Source organism: Nocardiopsis sp. L17-MgMaSL7 (genome assembly GCF_003182025.1).
Classification (GTDB): domain Bacteria; phylum Actinomycetota; class Actinomycetes; order Streptosporangiales; family Streptosporangiaceae; genus Nocardiopsis; species Nocardiopsis prasina.
This window is the reverse complement of sequence record NZ_QGTF01000003.1, coordinates 444,418-465,629: the sequence shown is the minus strand read 5'-3', so window position 1 is coordinate 465,629 and position 21,212 is coordinate 444,418. Positions and strand designations below refer to the sequence as shown.

The window sequence follows — 21,212 nt, the reverse complement described above, 5'->3', positions numbered from 1 at the left end:
TGACCACCTCGGCGAAGTCGGGAAGGGGAGTGCTGTGCTGGTGCGTCGACACGGTCACGGTCACGAGGCGGACACCACGTGCGGCAGGACGCTGGACAGCTTCTCGCGGGTTTCCTCGAATTCCCGTTCGGGGCGGGAGCCGGCCACGATCCCGGCGCCCGCGCGAAGCCAGGCCTGCCCCTGTTCCTCGTAGACGGCGCGTAGGACCAGCGCAGCTTCGAGTTCGCCGTGGGAGGTGGCAGTGACCACGGCCCCGGAATACAGGCCGCGACCCTCCTCCAGACGGACGATCGCCTCAAGCGCCTTCGGCTTGGGGATCCCCGATGCGGTGATCGCTGGGAACAGCGCCTCGAAGGCGCGCCAGGGGGTGGTGTCCTCGGCCAGGCGCCCCCGCACGGTGGACGCCAGGTGCTGGACACTGCCGCGGAGGGAGACGCTCATGAAATCCGAAACAGCGACTGAGTCGGGAAGGCACACTGACCGCATCTCCGTGACGGCCTCACGCACCGATATGGCGTGCTCGTGGATCTCCTTGGGATCGGACTGCAGCTCGGCGCGGGCCGCAGCATCGGCCTCCGCGCCCCTACCGGCCGCCCGAGTGCCCGCGAGCGGATTGGTCAGCACCTCGCCATCCCCGTCGACAGTGACGACCAGTTCGGGGCTGAAGCCCGCGCTGCGGAGCCCATCGATATCCAGCAGGAACGACCGGGCGGGGGTGTTGGCCCGGCGTCCGGCCACGTAGGTGGCGGGGATGTCGACGGCGAAGGGCACGTTCACCTTGCGCGACAGGATCACCTTGTCGTAGAGGCCGCGGTCGATCTCGGTGAGGGCCTCGCTCACGAGCCCGACGTAGGCCTGGGAGTGGTTCTGCGAGTCGATCGTGACGCGGGTCCGCTCCGTTTCGGAGACCCGTTCGCTCAGCACGGAGCGCACCTTCTGGCGCATCTGGGCTGAGCCCCCGCTGATGTGGGCCCCGCCCACGGTCATGCGGACTTCGCTCCGGGGCACGATGAGGCGGGCGAGCCGCGCGTGTTCCCTGCGGAGCGCGGGGGCCGCCGCGCGGGAGTGGAGCGCGAAGTCGAACCCCACCCAGCCGTAGGCCCGCCAGGACTCTTCGGGCAGAGCGGCCAGGGTCTCGGCCAGTGTGTCGGCCGGGCTGCCCGTGTAGGGGCGGGAGTCGACGATCCCCTCGGCGCCGCGGACCGTGACCCGGTCGCTGTCGAGGTCGACTCCCCAGCGCACTCCGCCGCCGAAGAGCCAGACCCCGTCGCGCTCGTAGAGGACGTATTCGGAGAAGAGGCCGGAGGCCGCGAGCCGCGCGGCGGCCGCGACGGGGTCGAGCGGGCCTTCGACCTGTTCGGTTTCGCTACGGCTCACGGCCGGCTCCTTGTCCCGGACGGCTCGAGGGCCGTAACTGGTGTGCCCGTGGTCAACATTCGTCTCCGGTCTGTTTTCGAGGCCAGTGGATGGTCGCTTCTTCGGGGCCCGGTCGCCTGTCTGCGGGCCCGGCGCGGGCCACACGTGCCGAGCCGGTGCCGGTTCGACGACCGCGGCCGCTGTCTCTCGCACGCGAGGTCGAGTCGGCCGAGGCCGGTCATCGTCTCTTCGCGTGCTGGCTGGGGGTGAGGGTGGATGGGCGGGCCCCGGGGTCAGTCCGAGGTGAACTCGATCGCGCCGGACGGGCAGCGATCGACCGCATCGCGCACGCGTGCGGTATCGCGGGAGTCAGGCCGGTCGGTGAGTAGACGTACCAGCCCGTCCTCCTCGCCCTGATCGAACACGCGGTCGGCGGCAATGACGCACTGGCCAGCGCCGATACAGACCTCGCTGTGGACGGTGATGCGCACGCGAGAACGTCCCCTTCACTGTGGAGCGGCCCGGGCAGGGCCGCTGAGCACCCGAGGGCGCTGTCCGATTGATCGTAAATGATAATCATTTTCGCCAGAAGCGCGTGCGTGTGTGGCTGGGGTCGCAACGCCTTACGTGTCGCTTCGGTCGCACAAGGTCACCGCGTCGCTCCCTGGTCGCGTGCGCGCAGAGCGTTCTTGTCGACCTTGCCCACGGCGGTCAGGGGAAGTTCTTCGACGACTTCGATCCGGTCGGGAGCCTTGTAGCCCGCCAACCCCCTGCCGCGCAGGAACGCGCCGAGCTCACGGGCGGTGGGCGGGGAGCCCTTGCAGACCAGGAAGGCGACCGAGCGCTCGCCCAGATCCGGATCGGGTGCGGCTACCAAGGCCGCCGCCGACACGTCCGGGTGAGTGAGCATCTGGCTCTCGACCTCGGTGGCGTCGATCTTCTCTCCACCACGGTTGATCTGGTCCTTCACCCGGCCCACGACATCGATGTGACCGGTCGGATGGAGGCGGACGAGATCACCGGTGCGGTAGAAGCCGTCGGACGTGAAGTGCGTGGTGGCGAGTTCCGGCGCGCGGTAGTAGCCGCGCAGGGTGTAGGGCCCCCGGGTCAGCAGCTCACCCACGGCTCCCGTGGGCACCACGGCGTCCGACTCGTCGACCACCCGCACCTCGTCGCCGGACGAGATGGGCCGTCCCTGCGTGGTGCACACCAGATCATCGGGGTCGTCGAGGCGGGTGACGTTGATCAGTCCCTCGGCCATGCCGAACACCTGCTGCAGACGACAGCCCAGCTCCGGGCGGACACGGCGTGCGAGCTCGTTGGCCAGCCGGGCTCCCCCCACCTGCAGGACCGAGAGGCTGTCGAGTTCGGCTGAACCCGGGTCCCGGTCGGCGTGGGCCTCCAACCACACGGGCACCATCGGGGGACTCAGTGCCGTGACCGTCACCTTCTCGCGGGCGATCAGGGGAAACGCTGTCTCAGGGGCCGGGTTGGGTGCCATCACCACGGTCCCGCCGACGGTCAGCGTGCCCAGGATTCCCGGACAGGACATCGTGAAGTTGAAGGCGGCTGGCAGTACCGCGAGGTAGACGCTGTCCGGCGTCAGGCCCGCGGCGGCAGCGGCGGCGCGGGCGTTGTAGGCGTAGTCCCGGTGTGTGCGCGGGATGAGTTTGGGCGTGCCCGTCGTCCCGCCGGAGAGCAGGAGCAGTCCGATGTCGCCGGCAGCGGGGCGCTCCCCACCGGGGGAGAGGTCGGCAGAGGCGTCGGTGCGCAGTTCCTCGAAGCCGATGGCGCCCTCGAGTTCGCCGGTGTCGCCGACGACCACCACATGGCGCAGCTCCCCGTGCCTCTCACGCATGGATGCGGCCAGCGTCCGGTAGTCGAACCGGGCGTGGCGGTCGGCCACGACGTAGCCGACGGCGCCGGTGACCCGGAGAAGGTGGGAGATCTCGTGCCCGCGGTGTCCGGGCATGGCATGGACCGGGACCGCGCCGAGGTACTGCAGGCCGAACCAGACCAGCAGGAACTCCGCCCGGTTGGGCAGCTGCACCACCACCCGGTCCCCCCGGCGCAGCCCTCGGCGGTGCAACCCCGCTGCCACCGCTCGGGCCTCGTCGGCCAGTTCCGCGTAGGACCACCGGGCTCGGCCGTCCACGAGCGCGATGGCCTCAGGGCGCTGCTCCGCCTGATGCGCCAGTAGGTCGGCCAGGGTTTCCGGGCGCCAGAATCCGGCTGCCTCATAGCGCTGGCGCTCCTCCTGCGGCCACCCGGGCCAGTCCGGCTCTCTGGACGCTTCGGGATGGTTTGCACGGTTGGTCATCTCTGCTCCTTTTGCGTCTTATGCCACACAAGGGGGGATCGCGCTCAACGCCCCGCTTAGGGTAAAAAGATAACGGTTTTCGTTTTCACTCATGTCACCGACCCCCGTGCCCCAGCGGGTCCCGGTCGGCCCCCAGCCCCTCGCGAGCCAAGGAGACGATCACGCGTGTCCCAGCCAGCCGATCCGCCAACGGTGCCCATGACGCAGGGAGAGCTGCGCGCCGCGATTGCCGCACTGGTGGACCTCCCACCGGCGGAGATCGGACCTGATGACGACTTGTTCGAGCTCGGCCTGGACTCCATCGCCCTGATGCGCTTGGCCGCTCGATGGCGACGCGCGGGCCTGACGGTCGGCTTCGATGAACTCGCGGAAGCAGCGAGCCTGCGCGGCTGGCAGCGACTCCTGGCACCGGTCACCTCATCCCAGGGGGCCGACCCCGCGGGGGAGAGCCCGAACGAACCGTTCCCGCTCGCCGCCATGCAGCACGCCTACTGGATCGGACGCCAGGAAGGCCAGCCCCTCGGCGGGGTCGGCGCGCACTTCTACGCCGAGCTCGACGGCACAGACGTCGACCCGGCACGCCTCGAAACCGCCGTCACAGCGCTGCGCCGCCGTCACGGGATGCTCCGCGTCACCGTGCTCGACGACGGACGACAGCGCGTCCTGGACCACCCGACAACACCCGCGCTGAACGTGCGCGACCTGACCAGCGAGACCCCGGAACGGGTCGACCGAGTGCTCGCTGAACTGCGCGACCACTACACCCACAGGCGTATGGACGTCGAGAGGGGCGAGGTGTTCGACCTCGCTCTGACACTCCGCCCCGGCGGGGCCACCCGCTTGCACATCGACCTCGACATGCTGGCGGCCGACGCCGCGAGCATGCGGGTGCTGCTGCGCGATCTCCAGCTGCTCTACGCCGACCCCGACGCGGCACTTCCGCAGATCCCCCTGGACTACCGCTCCTACCTGAACGCCACCGAGACGACTCGAGCGCGGGAGCGCGAGGAGGACCGCGCCTGGTGGAGCGAGAACCTGGAATCGCTGAGCGCCCCACCAGCCCTGCCCACCATCGTCGACCCGCTCGACCCGGACTCGGCCACGGCACGCTTCCACCCGACCACACGGCTGCACCACTGGCTCGACCCCGAGCGCAAGCAACAGCTGCTGGCTGCTGCCCGCAGACACCGGGTCACCCCCGCCGCCGCCTTGGCGGGCGCCTTCGCCGAAGCACTCGGCGCCTGGAGCGACTCCCCGAGATTCCTGCTGAACCTGCCGCTGTTCCACCGCGACCTGGACCTGGATGGGGCCGAATCACTCGTCGGTGACTTCAGCAGCTCGATCCTGCTCGACGTCGACCTCACCCGGGAGCGAACCTTCGCTGAGTCCGCGCGTCACGTGCAGAGCCGCCTGCGCACAGCGGCCGCCCACGGCTCCTACTCCGGTGTCGAAGTCCTCCGCGACCTCTCCCGAGCCCACGACGGCGTGCCGACCCTGGCCCCCGTCGTCTACACCAGCGCCCTGGGCCTGGGAGAAATCTACGACTCCGCGGTCCGCGGCACGTTCGGCGACCCGGTGTGGATCATCTCCCAGGGCCCCCAGGTCTGGCTCGACGCCCAGGTGACCGAACTCGACGGCGGGCTGCTCCTGAACTGGGACGTACGGCACCACGCGTTCGAACCCGGCGTGCCCGAAGCAGCGTTCGCGGCCTACCGCGACCTCGTCGAGACCCTTGTCGATGACGCCGCAGCCTGGTCCAGGCCCGCGAACCCGCCTCTGCCCGAAGCCCAGGCCCGAGTACGCGAAACCGTCAACGCCACCGATGCGCCGACCGTGACGGAACGGCTGCACGAGGGTTTCTTCCGTGCCGCACGCGAACGACCGGACGCCCCGGCCCTGCTCCCTGATACCGGCGAGCCGGTGACCTACGCCGCTCTGGCCGAAAGCGCGGGCCGTGTCAGCGCGCTCCTGGCCCGGGCGGGCGTGGAACCGGGCGACGCGGTCGTGGTCAGCCTGCCCCGCGGCGTGCGACAGGTGGCCGCTGTCCTCGGCATCCTCGGCGCGGGCGCGGCCTACATCCCCATCGGAGTGGAACAGCCGACAGAACGCACCCGACGCGTCCTCGGTGTGGCCGACGCCGCCGCCGTGCTCACCGACGCCGCGCACACCGACCGATTCACCGCCCCCGCACCGGGGCGGCAGGGGCCACCGGTCGTGCGGATCGAAGACGCGGACCGGCTCGCCCCAGTCCCGCCGGAACTCCACCAGAGCCTCGACAGCACCGCGTACATCATCTTCACCTCCGGATCCACCGGCACTCCGAAGGGCGTGGAGGTCGCGCACGGGGCCGCGATGAACACCATCGCCGCCCTGAACGACCACTTCGACGTCGGACCGCACGACCGAGGCCTGGCACTGGCGGACCTGGACTTCGATATGTCCGTCTACGACCTCTTCGCGCCCTTGTCCGCAGGCGGGGCAGTGGTCCTCATCAGCGACGAGGCCCGACGCGACGCCCACCACTGGGCCACGATGATGCGCAAGCACGGGGTCACACTCCTGAACTGCGTCCCCGCCCTGCTCGACATGGTCCTGACCGCGGCCGAGTCGCACCCCGACGGACTCGGCGACCACCTGCGATTCGTCCTGCTCGGCGGCGACTGGGTCGGCCTGGACCAGCCCGCGCGCCTGCGCGCGCTGGCCCCGGAAGCCCGGTTCACCGCCTTGGGCGGGATGACCGAAGCAGCCGTGCACTCCACCGTGTTCGAGGTCGACCAGGTCGATCCCTCCTGGGTCTCGATCCCATGGGGCCTCCCCCTGCCCAACATGCGGGCCCGGGTCGTGGACCACCACGGCCGAGACCGCCCCGACTGGGTCGCGGGAGAGCTGTGGGTCAGCGGTGCCGGACTGGCGACCGCCTACCGCGGCGACCCCGAGCGCACCGCCGAGAAGTTCGTCACCGAGCAGGGGCGCCGGTGGTACCGCACCGGAGACCGGGCACGGTACCGCTCCGACGGAGTCCTGGAATTCCTCGGCCGCGCGGACCACCAGGTCAAACTGCGCGGACACCGTATCGAGCTGGGCGAGGTCGAAGCGGCTGCCGCCTCCACACCGGGGGTCTCGACCGCGGTGGCTCTCATCACGGGCACACCGCGCAGGCTCGCCCTCCTGGCGGCCACGGGGGAGGGGACAGCGGGTGAAGCGGAGCTGCGCGCCACCCTGGAGCGCAACCTCCCCTCCTACATGGTCCCGTCCCAGCTCGTACTGGTGGACGCCCTTCCCCTGACCACCAACGGCAAGCCCGACCGGCGACGCGCCGAGGAACTGGCGGCGTCCGCGAACAACCGCACCCCCGACGAAGGCGACCGCGCCGAAGAGCAGTCCCCTCGCGGGTGGGCCGAGACCGTGGTCGCCGAGGTCTGGAGCGAGCTCCTCGGTGTCAGGGTCATCCGGCGCGACGACGGCTTCTTCGCGCTGGGCGGTGACTCGCTGCTGGCAACCCGGATGATCGGCGCCCTGCGTGAGCGCGGTGCCGGTGGCGCGGGGGTCGCACGCCTGTTCTCCTCGCCCACACTGGCCGACTTCGCCGCCACACTCACCCGGCAGGCGCCACCGACCGGCACAACCCTGGGAGAGGGCGACCACGCCAACCGCCACCAGCCCTTCCCCATGACCGACGTCCAGCGGGCGTTCTGGATCGGTCGCGACAGCAGGCTCTCCCTCGGCGGGGTCGGCACCTACCACTACAGCGAGTTCGACGGCGCCGACTTCGACCTGCACCGGTTCGAACGCGTCTGGACGATCCTGGTGGAACGGCACGAGATGCTGCGCGCCGTCTTCGACGAGGACGGAAAACAGCGAATCCTGCGACAGGTACCACCCGTCACGGTAGCGGTCACCGAGGTCGACTCCGAGGAAGAGGCGTCAACGGTCCTGACCCGACTGCGTGAAGACGCCTCCCACCTGAGCATCGATCTGACACGCTGGCCCCTGTTCGAGCTCCGTGCCGTGCGTTATCCCAGCGGCGGTACGACGCGCACGCGCCTGGCCATCGGACTCGACTACATCGTCCTGGACGCCGCCTCGATCATCGCCCTGTACGGAGAACTCGACCGTCTCTACAGCGACCCCGAGACGGAACTGGAGCCCATCGACGTCTCGTTCCGCGACTACGTTCTCCAGTCCGAACCCGACCCCGACTCGGTCGAACTCGCGCGCCAACACTGGATGCGGCGACTCCGGACACTGCCGCCCGCACCCGCCCTCCCGTTGGTCGCCGACCCCTCCACCGTGGAGCACCCGCGCTTCACCCGGCGCCAGCGCCCCGTCCACGCGCGATCGTGGCAGGCGATCACCGACAAGGCCCGAGCCCACGGGCTGACTCCTTCGGTCGTCCTCCTCACCTGCTACGCGGAAGTCCTCTCATCGTGGAGCGACCAACCAGACGTGACGGTCAACCTCACCCTGTTCAACCGGCAGCCGGTCCATCCCCACATCGACCTGATCATGGGCGACTTCACCTCGGTCTCCCTGCTCGGATACGAGCCGCGCGCCGGGGAGCCGTGGACAGCCGCCGCCCACCGCCTGCAGCTCGTCATGAGCGAGGATCTCGACAACCGCGACGCCTCGGTGACCTGGCTCCTCCAGGAACTCGCCAAACGTACCGGCGCCGTCGACGCGGCCATGCCCGTGGTCTTCAGCAGCTCCGTGGGGGTCGGTGACCGCACCGTCAAGGACCTCTCCGACGGTTTCCCCGAGAAGGTCTGGGGCATCTCCCAGACCCCGCAGGTGCTTCTGGACAACCAGGTCACTGAGTCCCACGGCGGAGTCATGGTCACCTGGGACGCCATCGAGGAGCTGTTCCGTCCCGGCGTGCTCGACGCCATGTTCGAGGCCTACAACGCGATGCTGGCCTGGCTGGCCGAGAACGACTGGGACACGGTCGCCCCAACCGTGCTGCCCCGTGCCCAGGCCGACGCGCGGCGCCCCGCCCTGGGTACCGCCCCCGCCGCCGACACCCTGCACGGCGAAGTCCTGCGCCAGGCGCGGAAGCTGCCACACTCTCCCGCCGTACTCCGGACACCGCAGAACGAATCCCTCACCTACGGCGGGCTCGCGGCACGGGCGACCCGAGTCGCGGGCGGCCTGGCCGCAAGAGGCGTGGGCGCCGACGACGTCGTCGCTGTCACCCTGCCGCCCGGAGCGGACCAGGTCGTCGCCATCCTGGGTGTGCTCTCCACTGGCGCCGCCTACCTTCTGAGTGACCCGGGGACGCCCCGATCCCAGCGCGAGCACGAGCAACGGGCGGCCGGGGCACGCACCGTGATCGTCGGCTCCGGGCACGCGGACGAACCGGACGAGGTCGATCTGGGGGATCTGGTCGCCGCAGACCCCCTGCGTGGTGACGTCGCGGCCGATCCCGGAGCTCCGGCGTACGTCACCGTCGACACCGGCCCGGATGGGCACGACACCACGGTCGAGTTCATCGAACACCGGGCGGTGCTGGCAACGATCACGGCTGTGCGCGAAAACTTCGGAATCGACGCACAGGATCGGATGCTCGCCGCCGACCCCCCATCCGCAGGAGTGAGCGCGTTCACCGTGTTCGGTCCGCTCGGTGTGGGTGGCGCACTGGTGTGCTCCCGAGCCGACCGAACGGGGAGCGGGGCCCCTTCCCCGGCCGCGCTGGTGGCCGAGCACGGTGTGACGTTGTGGAACGGTCCTCCGATGCTCCTCGAGGAACTGATCACGGCGGCCTCGGCACACGAAGGGGAGCCACTGCGCAGCCTTCGCCTGGCGCTCGTGTCGGGCGACCGGGTGAGCACGGGACTTCCCGGCCGCCTACGCGGGGCCTCCGGCGGTGGAGCCCGACTCGTGGCACTGCACGGCGGCCACGGCACCGCCGGCTGGGCGAGCGCAGTGGAGTCGCACAGCGACACCGATGGCTCCGTGACGTCGGGGCGGCCGCTGGCAGGCCACCAGTTGCACATCGTGGACTCCGTGGGCCGCGAACGTCCCGACCAGGTGATCGGAGACCTCTGGATCGGCCAGCTCCATGCCCAACCCGAGCCGGCCCTGACCGGGGCGTCCGGTTCGCCCGGACGGCTCCGCCCGGCAGGTGTCCGGGCCCGGTACCTGTCCGACGGCACCGTCGAATTCCTCGGCCCCGACCCGCAGGCTGTGCTCAGCGGTCGCCGGATCGACCTCAGCGCTGTCGCATCCGCGCTCGAGTCGCATCCACACGTCACCCAGAGCGCTGTGGTCACTGTGGGCCAGGGGCGTGAACGGCGGCTCCACGCCTTCATGGTGACCACTGGGGGCGAGGAACCCGAAGGCCTGTCGCGACACCTCGCCGACCTGCTGCCACCCTTCGCCGTGCCGGCCAGGCTCACCCGCCTACCCCGCCTACCCCTGACCGCCGACGGCGCCGTCGACCGCGGCGCCCTGACCGAAGCGGCCGTCTCGGAGGAACACGCTGCCTCGGGACCGCCCACGGGCGAGACCGAAATCCAGATCGCCACCTTGTGGAAGGAACTCCTGGGGACCGGGGCCGACCACCGCTACGCCGACTTCTTCGCCGCCGGTGGAGACAGCCTGACCGCGCTGCGCCTGGTCACCGCCACAGGCGAGGCATTCGGCGTCGACGTCTCCGTCCGTTCGTTCCTCACCGCATCCACCCTCGCCGACCTGGCCCGCCAGGTCGACCACGCGCTCGCCTCCCGCGACGAAGAAGAAAGCGGAACCCTATGAACGCCCACCAACTCGTCTCCGCCATGGAGAAGGACGGCATCCGGCTCTGGGAGGACGGCGGCGCCCTGCGGTTCCGAGCCCCCAAGGGAGTGCTGACCGAGGAGCGCAAAGCCCTGCTGCGCGAGAACCGCGCGGAGGTCCTTTCCCACCTGACCGCACGCCGTCTTGCCACCCGCATCACCCCGGACCCCCAGCACGCAGGCACACCCTTCCCGCTGACCGACATCCAGGCGGCCTACCTGGTCGGCCGAGGCAGCGCCTACGGGTACGGCGGAGTGGCCTGCCACGTCTACGTCGAGCTCTCCTTCCCAGCCGACACCGACCCCGAGCGGCTCGAAGCCTGCTGGTGGGGTGTCGTGCGCCGCCACGGCATGCTGCGTGCGGTGGTCCACCCCGACGGTTTCCAGGAGGTCCTGGCAGAGATCCCGGAAACGCCGGTTCCCACCGCTGACCTGCGCGCCGCCACCCCCGCTGAGGTCGTCGAAAGAGTCGACCAGGTGCGTCGGGAACTCGCCTCCAGGGTCCCGCCCACCGACGTGCCACCTCTGTTCGAGCTGCGTATGACGCGATGCGCCGACGAGCTCATCCTGCACCTGTCGATCGACCAGCTCATCGTCGACTACGCCAGCCTGCTGCTGGTGCTCTCCGAGCTTGAGGACACGTACCACGGCCGGGAGCCCGAAGCCCTGGAGATCGGGTTCCGCGACTACGTTCTGGCACGCCGTAACCAGACACTGACAGGCGAGTACGACCGTGCCCGGGACTACTGGACTCGGCGCCTGCCCACCCTGCCCCCCGCCCCTGACCTGCCGCTGCCCCCTGACGGCGGTCAGGTCGGTGCCTTCCGGCGCTTCGAGGAGATCCTGGGCGCCGAGCAGCGCGCATCCTTCGAGGCCAACGCCGCTCGCGCCGGTGTCACCGCCTCGGCTGCGGCGATGGCCGCCTACGCCGAGGTGCTCGGTCGCTGGAGCCGCAGTCCGCAGTTCACACTCAACGTCCCCACGTTCACCCGGCTGCCCCTGCACGCCGACGTCGACCGCCTCGTGGGAGACTTCACCGCTGTCGAACTCCTCGCTGTGGACCTGCGCCCGGCACAGACGTTCGCTGAACGTGCCGTCACGCTGCGCGACACCCTGCTCGAGGACCTGGAACACTCCCTGTACACCGGGAGCCAGGTCCTGGCCGATCTCACCCGGCGCAGTGACAGCGACACCGTGCTGATGCCGGTCGTGTTCACCAGCACCCTCGGCTCGGCGGCTGCCCGGCGTCCCGCGGCCGCGATCCGCCACGCCCAGACCCAGACCCCGCAGGTCTGGCTGGACTGCCAGGTCATGGAGCGCGCCGACGAACTGGCGCTCAGCTGGGACGTGCGCGAAGGGGTTCTGGGCGGTGACACGGCCGCTGACCTCTTCGCCGCCTTCGCCGCCCTGATGACCCGCCTCGCCGAGGAGCCCGACGCCTGGAACGAGACGGCCCGCATCGATCTGCCGGAGGCCACCAGCGCCGTCCGCGAGCGCGTCAACGACACCGCAGTGCCAGCACCGCGCGCCCTGTTGCACCAGGGGGTCCTGGCAGCCGCCGAACGCGACCCCGCGCGTGTGGCCGTCATCGACCGGGACCGCGAGCTGACCTACGGCGAGCTGGTCGGTCACGCCTCCGCGGTCGCGCGGGCGCTGGGAAGCAGTGGTGTCTCCGCGGGCGACCTGGTCGCCATCACGATGGAGAAGGGGTGGGAACAGGTCGCGGGCGTTCTGGGCACCCTGATGGTGGGCGCCGCCTACCTTCCGCTGGACACCACGCAGCCCCCGCAGCGCCGCGCGGCGATCCTCACCGACGCCGGAGCCTCGGTGGTCCTGACCCAGTCCTGGCTGGTGGAGGAGGGGGAGTGGCCCGCGGAGTGCACCACCGTCGCCGTGGACAGCCTCCCCGTCACGTCAGCTCCGCCGCCTCAGCACGAGACCGGTCCCGACGACCTGGCCTACGTCATCTACACATCGGGGTCGACCGGAGCTCCCAAGGGAGTGATGATCAGCCACGCCGCGGCGTTGAACACGGTCACCGACGTCAACCGCAGATTCGGCGTGACCGCGGACGACCGTGTTCTCGCACTGGCCCAGCTCGGATTCGACCTGTCCGTCTTCGACATCTTCGGCCCCCTGTCGGTGGGTGCGACCGTGGTGCTGCCGGACCCCGCGCGCCGAGGTGACCCCTCCGAGTGGATCGAAACGGTCCGGACCAGAGAGGTCACGTTCTGGAACTCGGTGCCGGGACAGCTCCAGATGGTGCACGACTACCTGCGATCGGACGACCCGCCCCTGTCGTCGCTGCGCGTCGCGCTGCTGTCGGGAGACTGGATTCCCACCACGCTGCCCGAAGCCGTGCGCACCTGGGCTCCGAACATGGCGGTGCACAGTCTCGGCGGTGCCACGGAGGCTTCGATCTGGTCCATCCACCACCCGATCGACCAGGTCGACCCCGCCTGGCGCAGCATCCCCTACGGCAGGCCCATGGACAACCAGACGTTCCACGTCCTGGACACGGCACTGCGCCCCTGCCCCGACCTGGTCGTCGGCGAGCTCCACATTGGCGGTATCGGACTGGCCCAGGGCTACTTCGGCGACCCCGAGCGGACGGCGGCACGGTTCATCCGGCACCCGGAAACCGGTGAGCGGCTCTACCGCACCGGTGACCTGGGCCGCTACTGGCCCGACGGGGTGATCGAGTTCCTCGGCCGCGAGGACCACCAGGTCAAGATCCGCGGCTACCGGATCGAGCTCGGTGAGGTCCAGGCCGCCGTGGAGTCGCTGCCCGAGGTGGGCGCTGCCGCGGTCGTACTCACCGGCGGGCGCGGCAACGCACCCACCGGCGCAGGCCAAAGCCTGACCGCCTTCGTTGAACCCGCTCACCGCGACACCCCCCTCCCTCTCCCGGAGACACTGCTCCCGGCTGTGCGCACCGCAGCCCTGCGGGTCGAGGAGCAGGTGGACATCGCGGAGTTGGCCGCCTTCCGCGCCGCGTTCAGCGAAGCGGCCCTGGCATCCATCGCCGACACCCTCGCGCCGGCCTTCGCTGATGGCGGTGCCCGCTCGCCGCAGGAGGTGTCCGAAACCCTGGGAGCAGCCCCCGAGCACCACCGGCTGGTGCGACGCTGGCTGAAGGGGCTCCTGACCGCAGGCCTCCTGGAGCGGACTCCCCAAGGAAAGCTGACCGCTCTGCGCGTTCCGGACCCGAAGGCCATCGCCCTCGCTTGGGACGAGGCCTCCCGGCTCGAAAGCCGTGCGGGGTGGAGCCCCGAGCTGTTCGCCACGGTGCGTTCCAGCGCCGAACACCTGCCCGCCCTGATCGCGGGTCGGGAGGAGGCAGCCGCCCGGCCGTTCTCCGGTGCTGACCTCCGGGCGCTGACCGCCGCCTACGCGGAAAACGCGGGATCCTCGGCGCTGCGCTCGGTCCTGGCCGCCGCTGCCACCGAGATCGCACGCACCAGAGACACCTCCGACCCCCTGCGGATCATGGAGGTCGGGCTGCGCGGCGGCGGGGTGGCCAACACCCTGCTACCCGCTCTGGCCGACCACCCGGTCGACTACCTGGGGGCCGACGCGTCGGCTCAGAACCGCTCCGCGTTCGAGCAGACCCACGCCGACGACCCGCGCGTGCGCTGCGCGGCCTTCGACCCCGCACACGACCCTGCCGAGCAGGGGCTGGCACGCAACTCCGTGGACCTGCTGGTCTGCGTCGGAGTCGTGGACAACCTCCCCGACGCACAAGCGGCCCTCGACCGACTCTCCACCTTGGTGGCGCCCGGCGGCTGGATGCTCCTGCTGGCCAACACCAACGACGACGACCACGCGCTCCGCATCTCCGCGGAGTTCATGGCCGAACACGCCGGACCCTTCACCGATGTTCGCCAGGCGCAGGAACAGTCCTTCCTGCGCCACGAACAGTGGCGGGAACTGCTCAACGGCCGGGACCGCCGCATCGCCGCCGAGTTCCCCGAGAGCTCCGAAGCGGCCGGGGCCTTCGGCCAGCACCTGTACCTGGTCCAGGTCAAACCCCTGCACGCCCCGGTCGCGGTGTCGTCACTGACACGACGCAGCCACGAACTCCTCCCCGAATACTCGGTTCCCTCGCACTGGGAAGTTGTCGACGCCCTGCCCAGGACGGAGAACGGCAAGCTGGACCGCACCGCTCTGGAGAAGCGGTCGCTGCAGCTGGGGACGGGCCCCGCCGAGGAGGCAGGCGACCAGACGCCCCGCGACGACCTCGAACGTGCTCTGGCCGACCTGTGGGCCGAGCTGCTCGAAACAGAGCGCATCGGTCGCGACGACGACCTCTTCGCGCTCGGCGGCGACTCACTGCTGGTGGCCCGGATCGTCGGGCGGCTCCGTGACGGGCTGGCCGGACACGAGTGGGATCTCGAATGGGAGGTCGTTCTACGCCACCTGCTGCGCCAGCCGACCATCGCCGGACTCGCCGCTTACCTGCGCGAACTCTCCGCACCCGAAGCGGAGACGGACGCTGAGAACTCCGCGCTGGTGGAGCTGATCGCGCCCGGGCCCGACGCTCCGGTGACCGTGCTCGTGCACGCCGGAACGGGCACCCTGCTCCCGTACCGTCCTCTGGTCACCCGGTTCCGTGCCCGCTCCGGAGCGGGACACGGACTGGTGGGTCTGGAGCTGCCGACGCCCGAGGACTTCCGCAACGCCGACCCGAACGGGCTCGTCGACCGCACAGCCGCCGAGTACGTGCGTGCCCTGCTCGACGCCGGCCACACACAGGTCGACGTCGTCGGGTACTGCGTGGGGGGTGTCATCGCCACCGAGGTGGCCCGAGGACTCTCCGAGGCCGGAGCCACCGTCCGCAGCCTCACGGTCATCAGCAGCCACAGCCCGACGTTCCGTATCGACGACGAACTGCTCTCCGAGTACTCCTTCGCGCTCATGATGGGCATCGAACCGGCCGACATCGGATTCCCCGCTGACTCCGAGCGGGCCGGGGCCGCGGTCTCGGCCGTTCTCGACCGTTCCCCCGGCGCCGTCCTGGACGGGGCGATCGCCGACCTGGACGACGAGTTCGCAGATGTGGCGGCCTCCTTCCAGGCGCTGGAAGCGGTGCCCCGCATGGCCCGGGTCACTCGCATGTGCGAGGCCCTGCCCCCTGAGCTCGCTGGAACCTACGAGCCCGAAGGTCTGCTCAGGGCGCTGCGCACCTACCAGCAGAGCATCTTCGCTCTGAGTCGGCACCGCGCCGAACCCTACGCGGGTGACATCACCTTCCTGCGGCACAACGGCGCCTACCCCTTCCCTGGAAGCGCCGACACCATAGCTGACCACTGGGCCCGGATCTGCCTCGGCGATCTGCGCACCCGCGACATCCCCGGCGAGCATTTCACCTGCATGACGGGTGAGAACGTCCCCACCGTGGACGGCCACCTGCACGAGATCATCGAAGGGAAGACGTCATGATCGGCCTCATCGGCGCCTCAGGCGCGGTCGGTCGCCACACCGCCGCCGCCCTGACCAAAGCCGGAGTGGGACCGCTGCGGCTGGGGGCGAGGCGCCCCTCAGCCATCCCCTCCGGCCCCTGGCCCGAAGGAAGCGAGACCGTCGAGGTCGACGCCCTGGACCCCGCCTCACTTGCCCGCTTCAGCGCTGGCTGCACCCTGCTGGTCAACTGCGCCGGTCCGAGCTACCTGCTCAAGGACACCGTCGTGCGGGCCGGTCTGGCCGCCGGAGCTGACGTCGTCGACGTCCTGGGCGACGACCCCGTCCACGAATCCCTGACGCGGTCGGGCGCGGTCGGGCCGGACCGCTGTGTCGTCCTGTCGGCCGGCACCGTCCCCGGACTGGCGGGTCTCATCCCCCTCTGGCTCGCCGGAGACGACCAGACAGAGGGGCCAGTACACAGGATGACCGGCTACGCCGGCGGGCTGGAACACGCGACCGAGAGCGTGGCGGCCGACATCGTGCTCTCCCTGGACACCGGGGGAGCGGGCGGCGAGCGGTTCGGCCGCCCCTTGGCCGCATGGCGTCACGGCCGCAGCGTGGACAGAGTCCTGCGGGTGGCCGACGGCGCCGAGGCCCCCTACTTCCCCCACAGGGTCGCCCTGCACCCGCTTCTGACGGCCGAGGTGGAGCGGCTGGCCGCACGGATGGACCTGGCCGAGGCCGACTGGTACACCGTCTTCCCCGGAACACAGGTGCGTGAGCTGTTCACCGCCCTGCCAACGCTCCCGATGGACACCGCTGAGCAACGGGACGCGGTGGCCCGGCGCATCCGTCGGGCCGCCGAGGTCGACGCCGCGGGCAGCGACCCCTACTACCGGATGGTGTTCAGCCTCTCGGGCCAGGACTGGGCACGCACATGCGTGGTCCACAGCGACAACAGCTACCAGCTCAGCGGGGCGGTCGCGGCACTCGCGGTCCTGGACGTCCTGGCCGGTCGTATCGGCAGGGGTCTGCACTACGCCGCCGAGGCCATGGATCCGCACGCCACGGTGGCAGCGCTGCGCGCGAACGGGGACGCGGAGTTCGCGACCCACCGGCACACTGTCGCACTGCCCGATCCCGGTGAAATGGACACAGCCGTCGAGGACGGTGAGCTGTGAGCGCGTCAGCGCCCCTGCGCGCCGTTGTCTGCGGCACGAACTTCGGCCGCTTCTACATTGACGCCGTCCAACGCCACCCGGGGTTCACTCTTGCGGGAATCCTCTCCACAGGCAGCCGTTACTCGCGGGAACTGGCAGAGGGGCACGGCGTACCCTGCCACACCTCTCCGGAGGAGCTCCCCGACGACATCGACGCCGCCTTCGTGGCGGTCCCCGCGGCGGTCATGGGCGGCCGGGGGTCGGAACTCACGTGCACCCTGCTCGACAGAGGTGTACACGTGCTCCAGGAGCACCCGATGCACCCCGACGAGCTGTCGGAGTCCCTTCGCCGGGCGCGGCGGGCCAACCGCCAGTTCCACGTCAACACCCACTACCCGCATGTGGCCCCGGTGCGCGAGTTCATCGAGGCGGCGACCAGGCTGAGAGAGCGGCAGCGCGTCCTCTTCGTCGACGCGGCAGCCCCGGTCCACGTCCTGGCCCCCCTGATCGACATCCTGGCGCGAGCTCTGGGTGGTACCCGGCCCTGGCGCCTGGGGGATCCGGCTCCACTGCCCGAGGACGTCGTCGCCGCCGCCAACGGCGAGGCACCGCTGCGCCTGCTGCACGGTGCCATCGCCGGCGCTCCGCTGACCTTGAGGGTCCAGAACCAGATCCACCCCGGAGACCGCGACAACCACTCCCTTTTCTGGCACCGAGTGGCTGTGGGGACCGAAGGGGGCGTCCTGACACTGGCCGACACCCATGGTCCGGTCCTGTGGCACCCACGCATGCACTCCCCCCGGGACTCCGGGCACCGGCTGGTGTTCACACCTGAGCCGGGAGCCGAGGCACTCCGGCTGCCGGCCTCGGCGATCCTGGGTCAGGCCGGTCCGCCGCCCCGTATCTGCGACATCTTCTCGGAGCTGTGGCCCGCGGCGATCGGTGAGGCGCTCGACAAGTTCGCTGCGGCTATCGCCGCAGGCGCGGATCCGCTTCGTTCGGCCCAACACGACCTCGCGGTCTTCGCGCTCTGGCGAGACCTGATGGCGCGTCTGGGGCCTCCGGAACTGATCCGTCCGGCGGATCCCGAACCTCTCGCCCCCTCCGCGCTCACATCCGGTGCGGCGCCGACGGAGCAGGCGGCGGGCCCCCGGGTCGGCAGCCCCCGGTCGGGGCCAGTCCTGCCCGGTGAGCCGACACGCCCTCCCGCGGCACAGCTGTCGGACTACAACGAAGCAGCGGAGTTCTTCGACCTCGGTGCGCGAGAGCACACCGCGCGCACCGGTCCCGCAGTCGTCGCGTGCCTGAACGGGATCGACCCGCAGGCTGGTCCCCTCGTGGACATTGGCGCGGGCAGCGGTTTGGTCACCCGGCAGGTCGCATCGGCCTACCCCGACAGCCACCTGATCGCCACCGAACCCGCCGCGGGTATGCGCGCCCTGCTCACGGCCCGGGTCGGCGATGACCCCGAGCTCGCGCGGCGAGTGACCGTTCTGCCCCACACCGCGGAAGAACTGCTTGAGCCGGGGGCGCTACCGGAGCGGATATCCGGAGCCGTGCTCTGCGGTGTACTGGGCCATCTCGAACCCGACCTGAGGCACGAACTCCTGAGAGAGTTGGTGCGGCGCCTGGCGCCCGGCGCACCGATCGTCGTCGAGCTGACAGGCATGCGCGAGCCCACGACGATCCCCCCGACACTCCTGCGCCACAGCGAGCTCGGCGACCAGCGGTACGAGTGGTGGATGGCCGGCGAACCGGACGGGCCGGACCGCATGCGCCTGGACACCACCTGGCGCGTCTTCCGCAAGGGCGGGCCCGTACGCGAGGTCCGGGAGCAGTACCGCTGGTACACCCTGGAACTCGAACAGCTCGCCAAGGAGAGCGGTCTGCACCTCACTCCGGCGCCCGCGCCCCACGCCGCGAGCGTGCCCTACCTGGGCACGCTCGCGGCGTCAGGGAACGGGGTGGTCACCACGTGACGAGCACCCGTTCGGGCCCGAACGCGATGCCGTCGTGACGGTACCGGACCGACTCGAACGGCTCCGCGGCCCGGAGCCCGGGCATGCGGTCGACCAGGGTTCCGATGGCGATCCCGAGTTCGAGACGGGCCACGTTCTGGCCCACGCACTGGTGGATCCCGTAGCTGAACGCCACGTGGGTCCTACCAGTGCGGTCGAAGTCGATGCGTTCGGGGTCGGGGAACACCGTGGGGTCGTGGTCGGCCGCAGCCAGCAGCGGGATGATCCCATCGCCCGCAGGGATGACGGTGCCGCCGATCTCGATGTCCTCCGTGGCTGTGCGCAGCGCGATGGAATCGCCCACGGACAGGGACCGAAGGAGTTCTTCGACAGCCTGAGGAAGCACAGCGGGGTCGCGTCGCAACCGGTCGAGCAGCTCGGGTCGCCGCAGCAGGGCGAGCACGCTCAGGGCGATCTGATTGGTGGTGGTCTCCCAGCCCGCGACGATCAGAATGCTGATCGTGGTCACCAGTTCCTGTCGAGTCAGCTCACCCGAGGGCAACCGCTCGTGGACCAGTCGACTCAGCAGGTCCTCACCGGGGTCGCTTTCCCGTGCACGCACGGCGTCCTCCACCACCGCTCCCAGGGCGCCGATGCCCTCGCTGGCCCCCTCCGCGGTGCTGGAACCGCCGCCGAAGACCTGGGAACCGAGGGTCTCGGTGACACGCCGGAACAGCGGGTCGCCGCGACGCAGCCCGATCAACTCGCACATGACGGTGCTGGAGACCACATGGGCGAAGTGGGTCACCAGATCAGCGGGCGGGCCGTAGGACAGCAATTCATCGATGCGGTCGTCGACGACCCGCTGAATGTCACGGCGCATCCGACGCGCCTTGCGCACTGTCATCTCCGCCAACAGCATTCGGCGGAACCGGGAGTGCTCAGGCGGGTCCATTCGGATGAACGGTGTCGTCTTCGTGCCCGCCTCCTGCTCACCCTCCACCAGCGCCGGAAAACCGGGCCTGCGGATGTCCGCGCTGACGCGGGGATCGGCGAGCACCGCGCGCACCTCCTGGTAGCCGGTCACCACCCAGGCGGTGCGGCCGGTGGGCAGGCGCACCTGGGCCACGGGGCCGCGCCGTCGCAGGTCGGCATAGGCGCTTGGAGCCGAGAACGGGCATTCGCGCGGCATGGGAAAAGTCGGAAGCTTCACCCCGTCGGCGTCGGACATACGCACACCAGCCCTTCTTGGAAGAATAGAGCGAGAAAACGGGAAGGCGGATAAATCCACAGATCCCCGTGCCTGACTTTACAGTGGGCGGATCTGAATTCCAACACGAAATCGAAATCGCGACTCGAGACCAATATCACTGGCGCTGCCAATGTCGGCGCCATTAAAAGCCATTCCATTATGCGTGGAATAGAACGTGATCAGGAGAACTCCCGTGGACCCGCAGCACCCACCCCTCAGCCCATGGCTGCGCAGGCCCCGGCACCGCCCCCAGGCGGATGTGCGCCTCATCTGCCTGCCCCACGCCGGGGGATCGGCATCCTCGCTACGCCCGTGGCAGTACCTGCTGCCATCCGGCATCGAGGCGCTCACCGTGCAGTATCCCGGGCGCGAGGACCGCTTCGGTGACCCCATGGTCGACACGATGCACGAAGTCGTCGACGCAGTCGTCAACGCACTGGACCCCCTCACGGACCGCCCCTACGCGCTCTTGGGACACAGCATGGGAAGCGCTGTGGCCTACGAGGTGGCTGTGGAAGCGCGTCGGAGGTCGATTCCAGCGCCTGTCCGGCTCTTCGCGTCAGGGCGGCCCGCACCCCACCACGCCCACCGCGGCGACGTCCACCTGCGCGACGACGCCCATCTGGCAGCCGACCTCACTCGTCTGGGTGGCACTCCGCCCGAGGTCCTGGCCGACGAGGAGCTACGAACAGCAGTGCTGCGCTACGTGCGTAACGACTACCGACTGATCGAGACCTACCACCCGACCAGGGCGAAACCCCTCGACATTCCTGTGCACGTCCTCATCGGTGCGCAGGACCCGGAGTGCTCGGTGGAAGCGGCGGCGACCTGGGAGACCACGACAACCCGAGAGGTCACCACCGAGGTGTTCCCTGGCGGTCACTTCTTCCTCGCGCAGCAGCGCCGCAGGGTCGCGGCCACCATCGCCCAGGCCCTCGGGCAGGACCCCGGCGACACGGCACCCACCTGGCCCAGCACACCCTGACACCTCAG

General features: G+C 70.2%; 9 protein-coding genes. 5 read left to right on the top strand and 4 right to left on the bottom strand.

The features are described from left to right. Positions 1-60: 60 nt before the first annotated feature. From BDW27_RS07355 to BDW27_RS07345, 3 genes are all read right to left on the bottom strand, one after another. Complete coding sequence (locus BDW27_RS07355) at positions 61-1,377, bottom strand: salicylate synthase (RefSeq protein ID WP_110048731.1); 1,317 nt, start codon at positions 1,375-1,377, stop codon at positions 61-63. Between the two features lie 272 nt (positions 1,378-1,649). Beyond that, positions 1,650-1,847, bottom strand: a complete 198-nt coding sequence (locus tag BDW27_RS07350) for a ferredoxin (protein WP_110048730.1) — start codon at positions 1,845-1,847, stop codon at positions 1,650-1,652. Between the two features lie 158 nt (positions 1,848-2,005). Continuing rightward, positions 2,006-3,676, bottom strand: coding sequence for a (2,3-dihydroxybenzoyl)adenylate synthase (locus BDW27_RS07345; RefSeq protein WP_110048729.1), 1,671 nt, complete (start codon positions 3,674-3,676; stop codon positions 2,006-2,008). 165 nt (positions 3,677-3,841) lie between these two features. Here BDW27_RS07345 and BDW27_RS07340 point away from each other — a divergent pair, with 165 nt between their 5' ends. Genes BDW27_RS07340 through BDW27_RS07325 form a run of 4 tightly spaced genes read left to right on the top strand, consistent with a single transcriptional unit; the run spans position 3,842 to position 18,988 of the window. Further along, entirely contained in the window at positions 3,842-10,426 is a 6,585-nt protein-coding gene (locus BDW27_RS07340; protein WP_233515664.1) for a non-ribosomal peptide synthetase, read from the top strand. Then, positions 10,423-15,888, top strand: a complete 5,466-nt coding sequence (locus BDW27_RS07335; protein ID WP_110048727.1) for a non-ribosomal peptide synthetase — start codon at positions 10,423-10,425, stop codon at positions 15,886-15,888. Before BDW27_RS07340 ends, BDW27_RS07335 begins: the two co-directional genes overlap by 4 nt. Then, positions 15,885-17,030, top strand: coding sequence for an NAD(P)H-binding protein (locus BDW27_RS07330; RefSeq protein ID WP_110048726.1), 1,146 nt, complete (start codon positions 15,885-15,887; stop codon positions 17,028-17,030). Before BDW27_RS07335 ends, BDW27_RS07330 begins: the two co-directional genes overlap by 4 nt. Then, entirely contained in the window at positions 17,027-18,988 is a 1,962-nt protein-coding gene (locus BDW27_RS07325; RefSeq protein WP_110048725.1) for a Gfo/Idh/MocA family oxidoreductase, read from the top strand. Before BDW27_RS07330 ends, BDW27_RS07325 begins: the two co-directional genes overlap by 4 nt. Here BDW27_RS07325 and BDW27_RS07320 read toward each other — a convergent pair. Beyond that, complete coding sequence (locus BDW27_RS07320) at positions 18,978-20,159, bottom strand: cytochrome P450 (RefSeq protein WP_233515663.1); 1,182 nt, start codon at positions 20,157-20,159, stop codon at positions 18,978-18,980. The two genes, BDW27_RS07325 and BDW27_RS07320, sit on opposite strands and share 11 nt — an antisense overlap. Before the next feature lie 253 nt (positions 20,160-20,412). Here BDW27_RS07320 and BDW27_RS07315 point away from each other — a divergent pair, with 253 nt between their 5' ends. Then, entirely contained in the window at positions 20,413-21,204 is a 792-nt protein-coding gene (locus tag BDW27_RS07315) for a thioesterase II family protein (RefSeq protein WP_110048723.1), read from the top strand. Positions 21,205-21,212: the final 8 nt, after the last annotated feature.

Bases quoted from the DNA above. Each gene is read 5' to 3' on its own strand.
- BDW27_RS07330 (WP_110048726.1), top strand. From the start codon at position 15,885: ATGATCGGCCTCATCGGCGCCTCAGGCGCGGTCGGTCGCCACACCGCC.
- BDW27_RS07345 (WP_110048729.1), bottom strand. From the start codon at position 3,676: ATGACCAACCGTGCAAACCATCCCGAAGCGTCCAGAGAGCCGGACTGG.
- BDW27_RS07335 (WP_110048727.1), top strand. From the start codon at position 10,423: ATGAACGCCCACCAACTCGTCTCCGCCATGGAGAAGGACGGCATCCGG.
- BDW27_RS07320 (WP_233515663.1), bottom strand. From the start codon at position 20,159: ATGCCGCGCGAATGCCCGTTCTCGGCTCCAAGCGCCTATGCCGACCTG.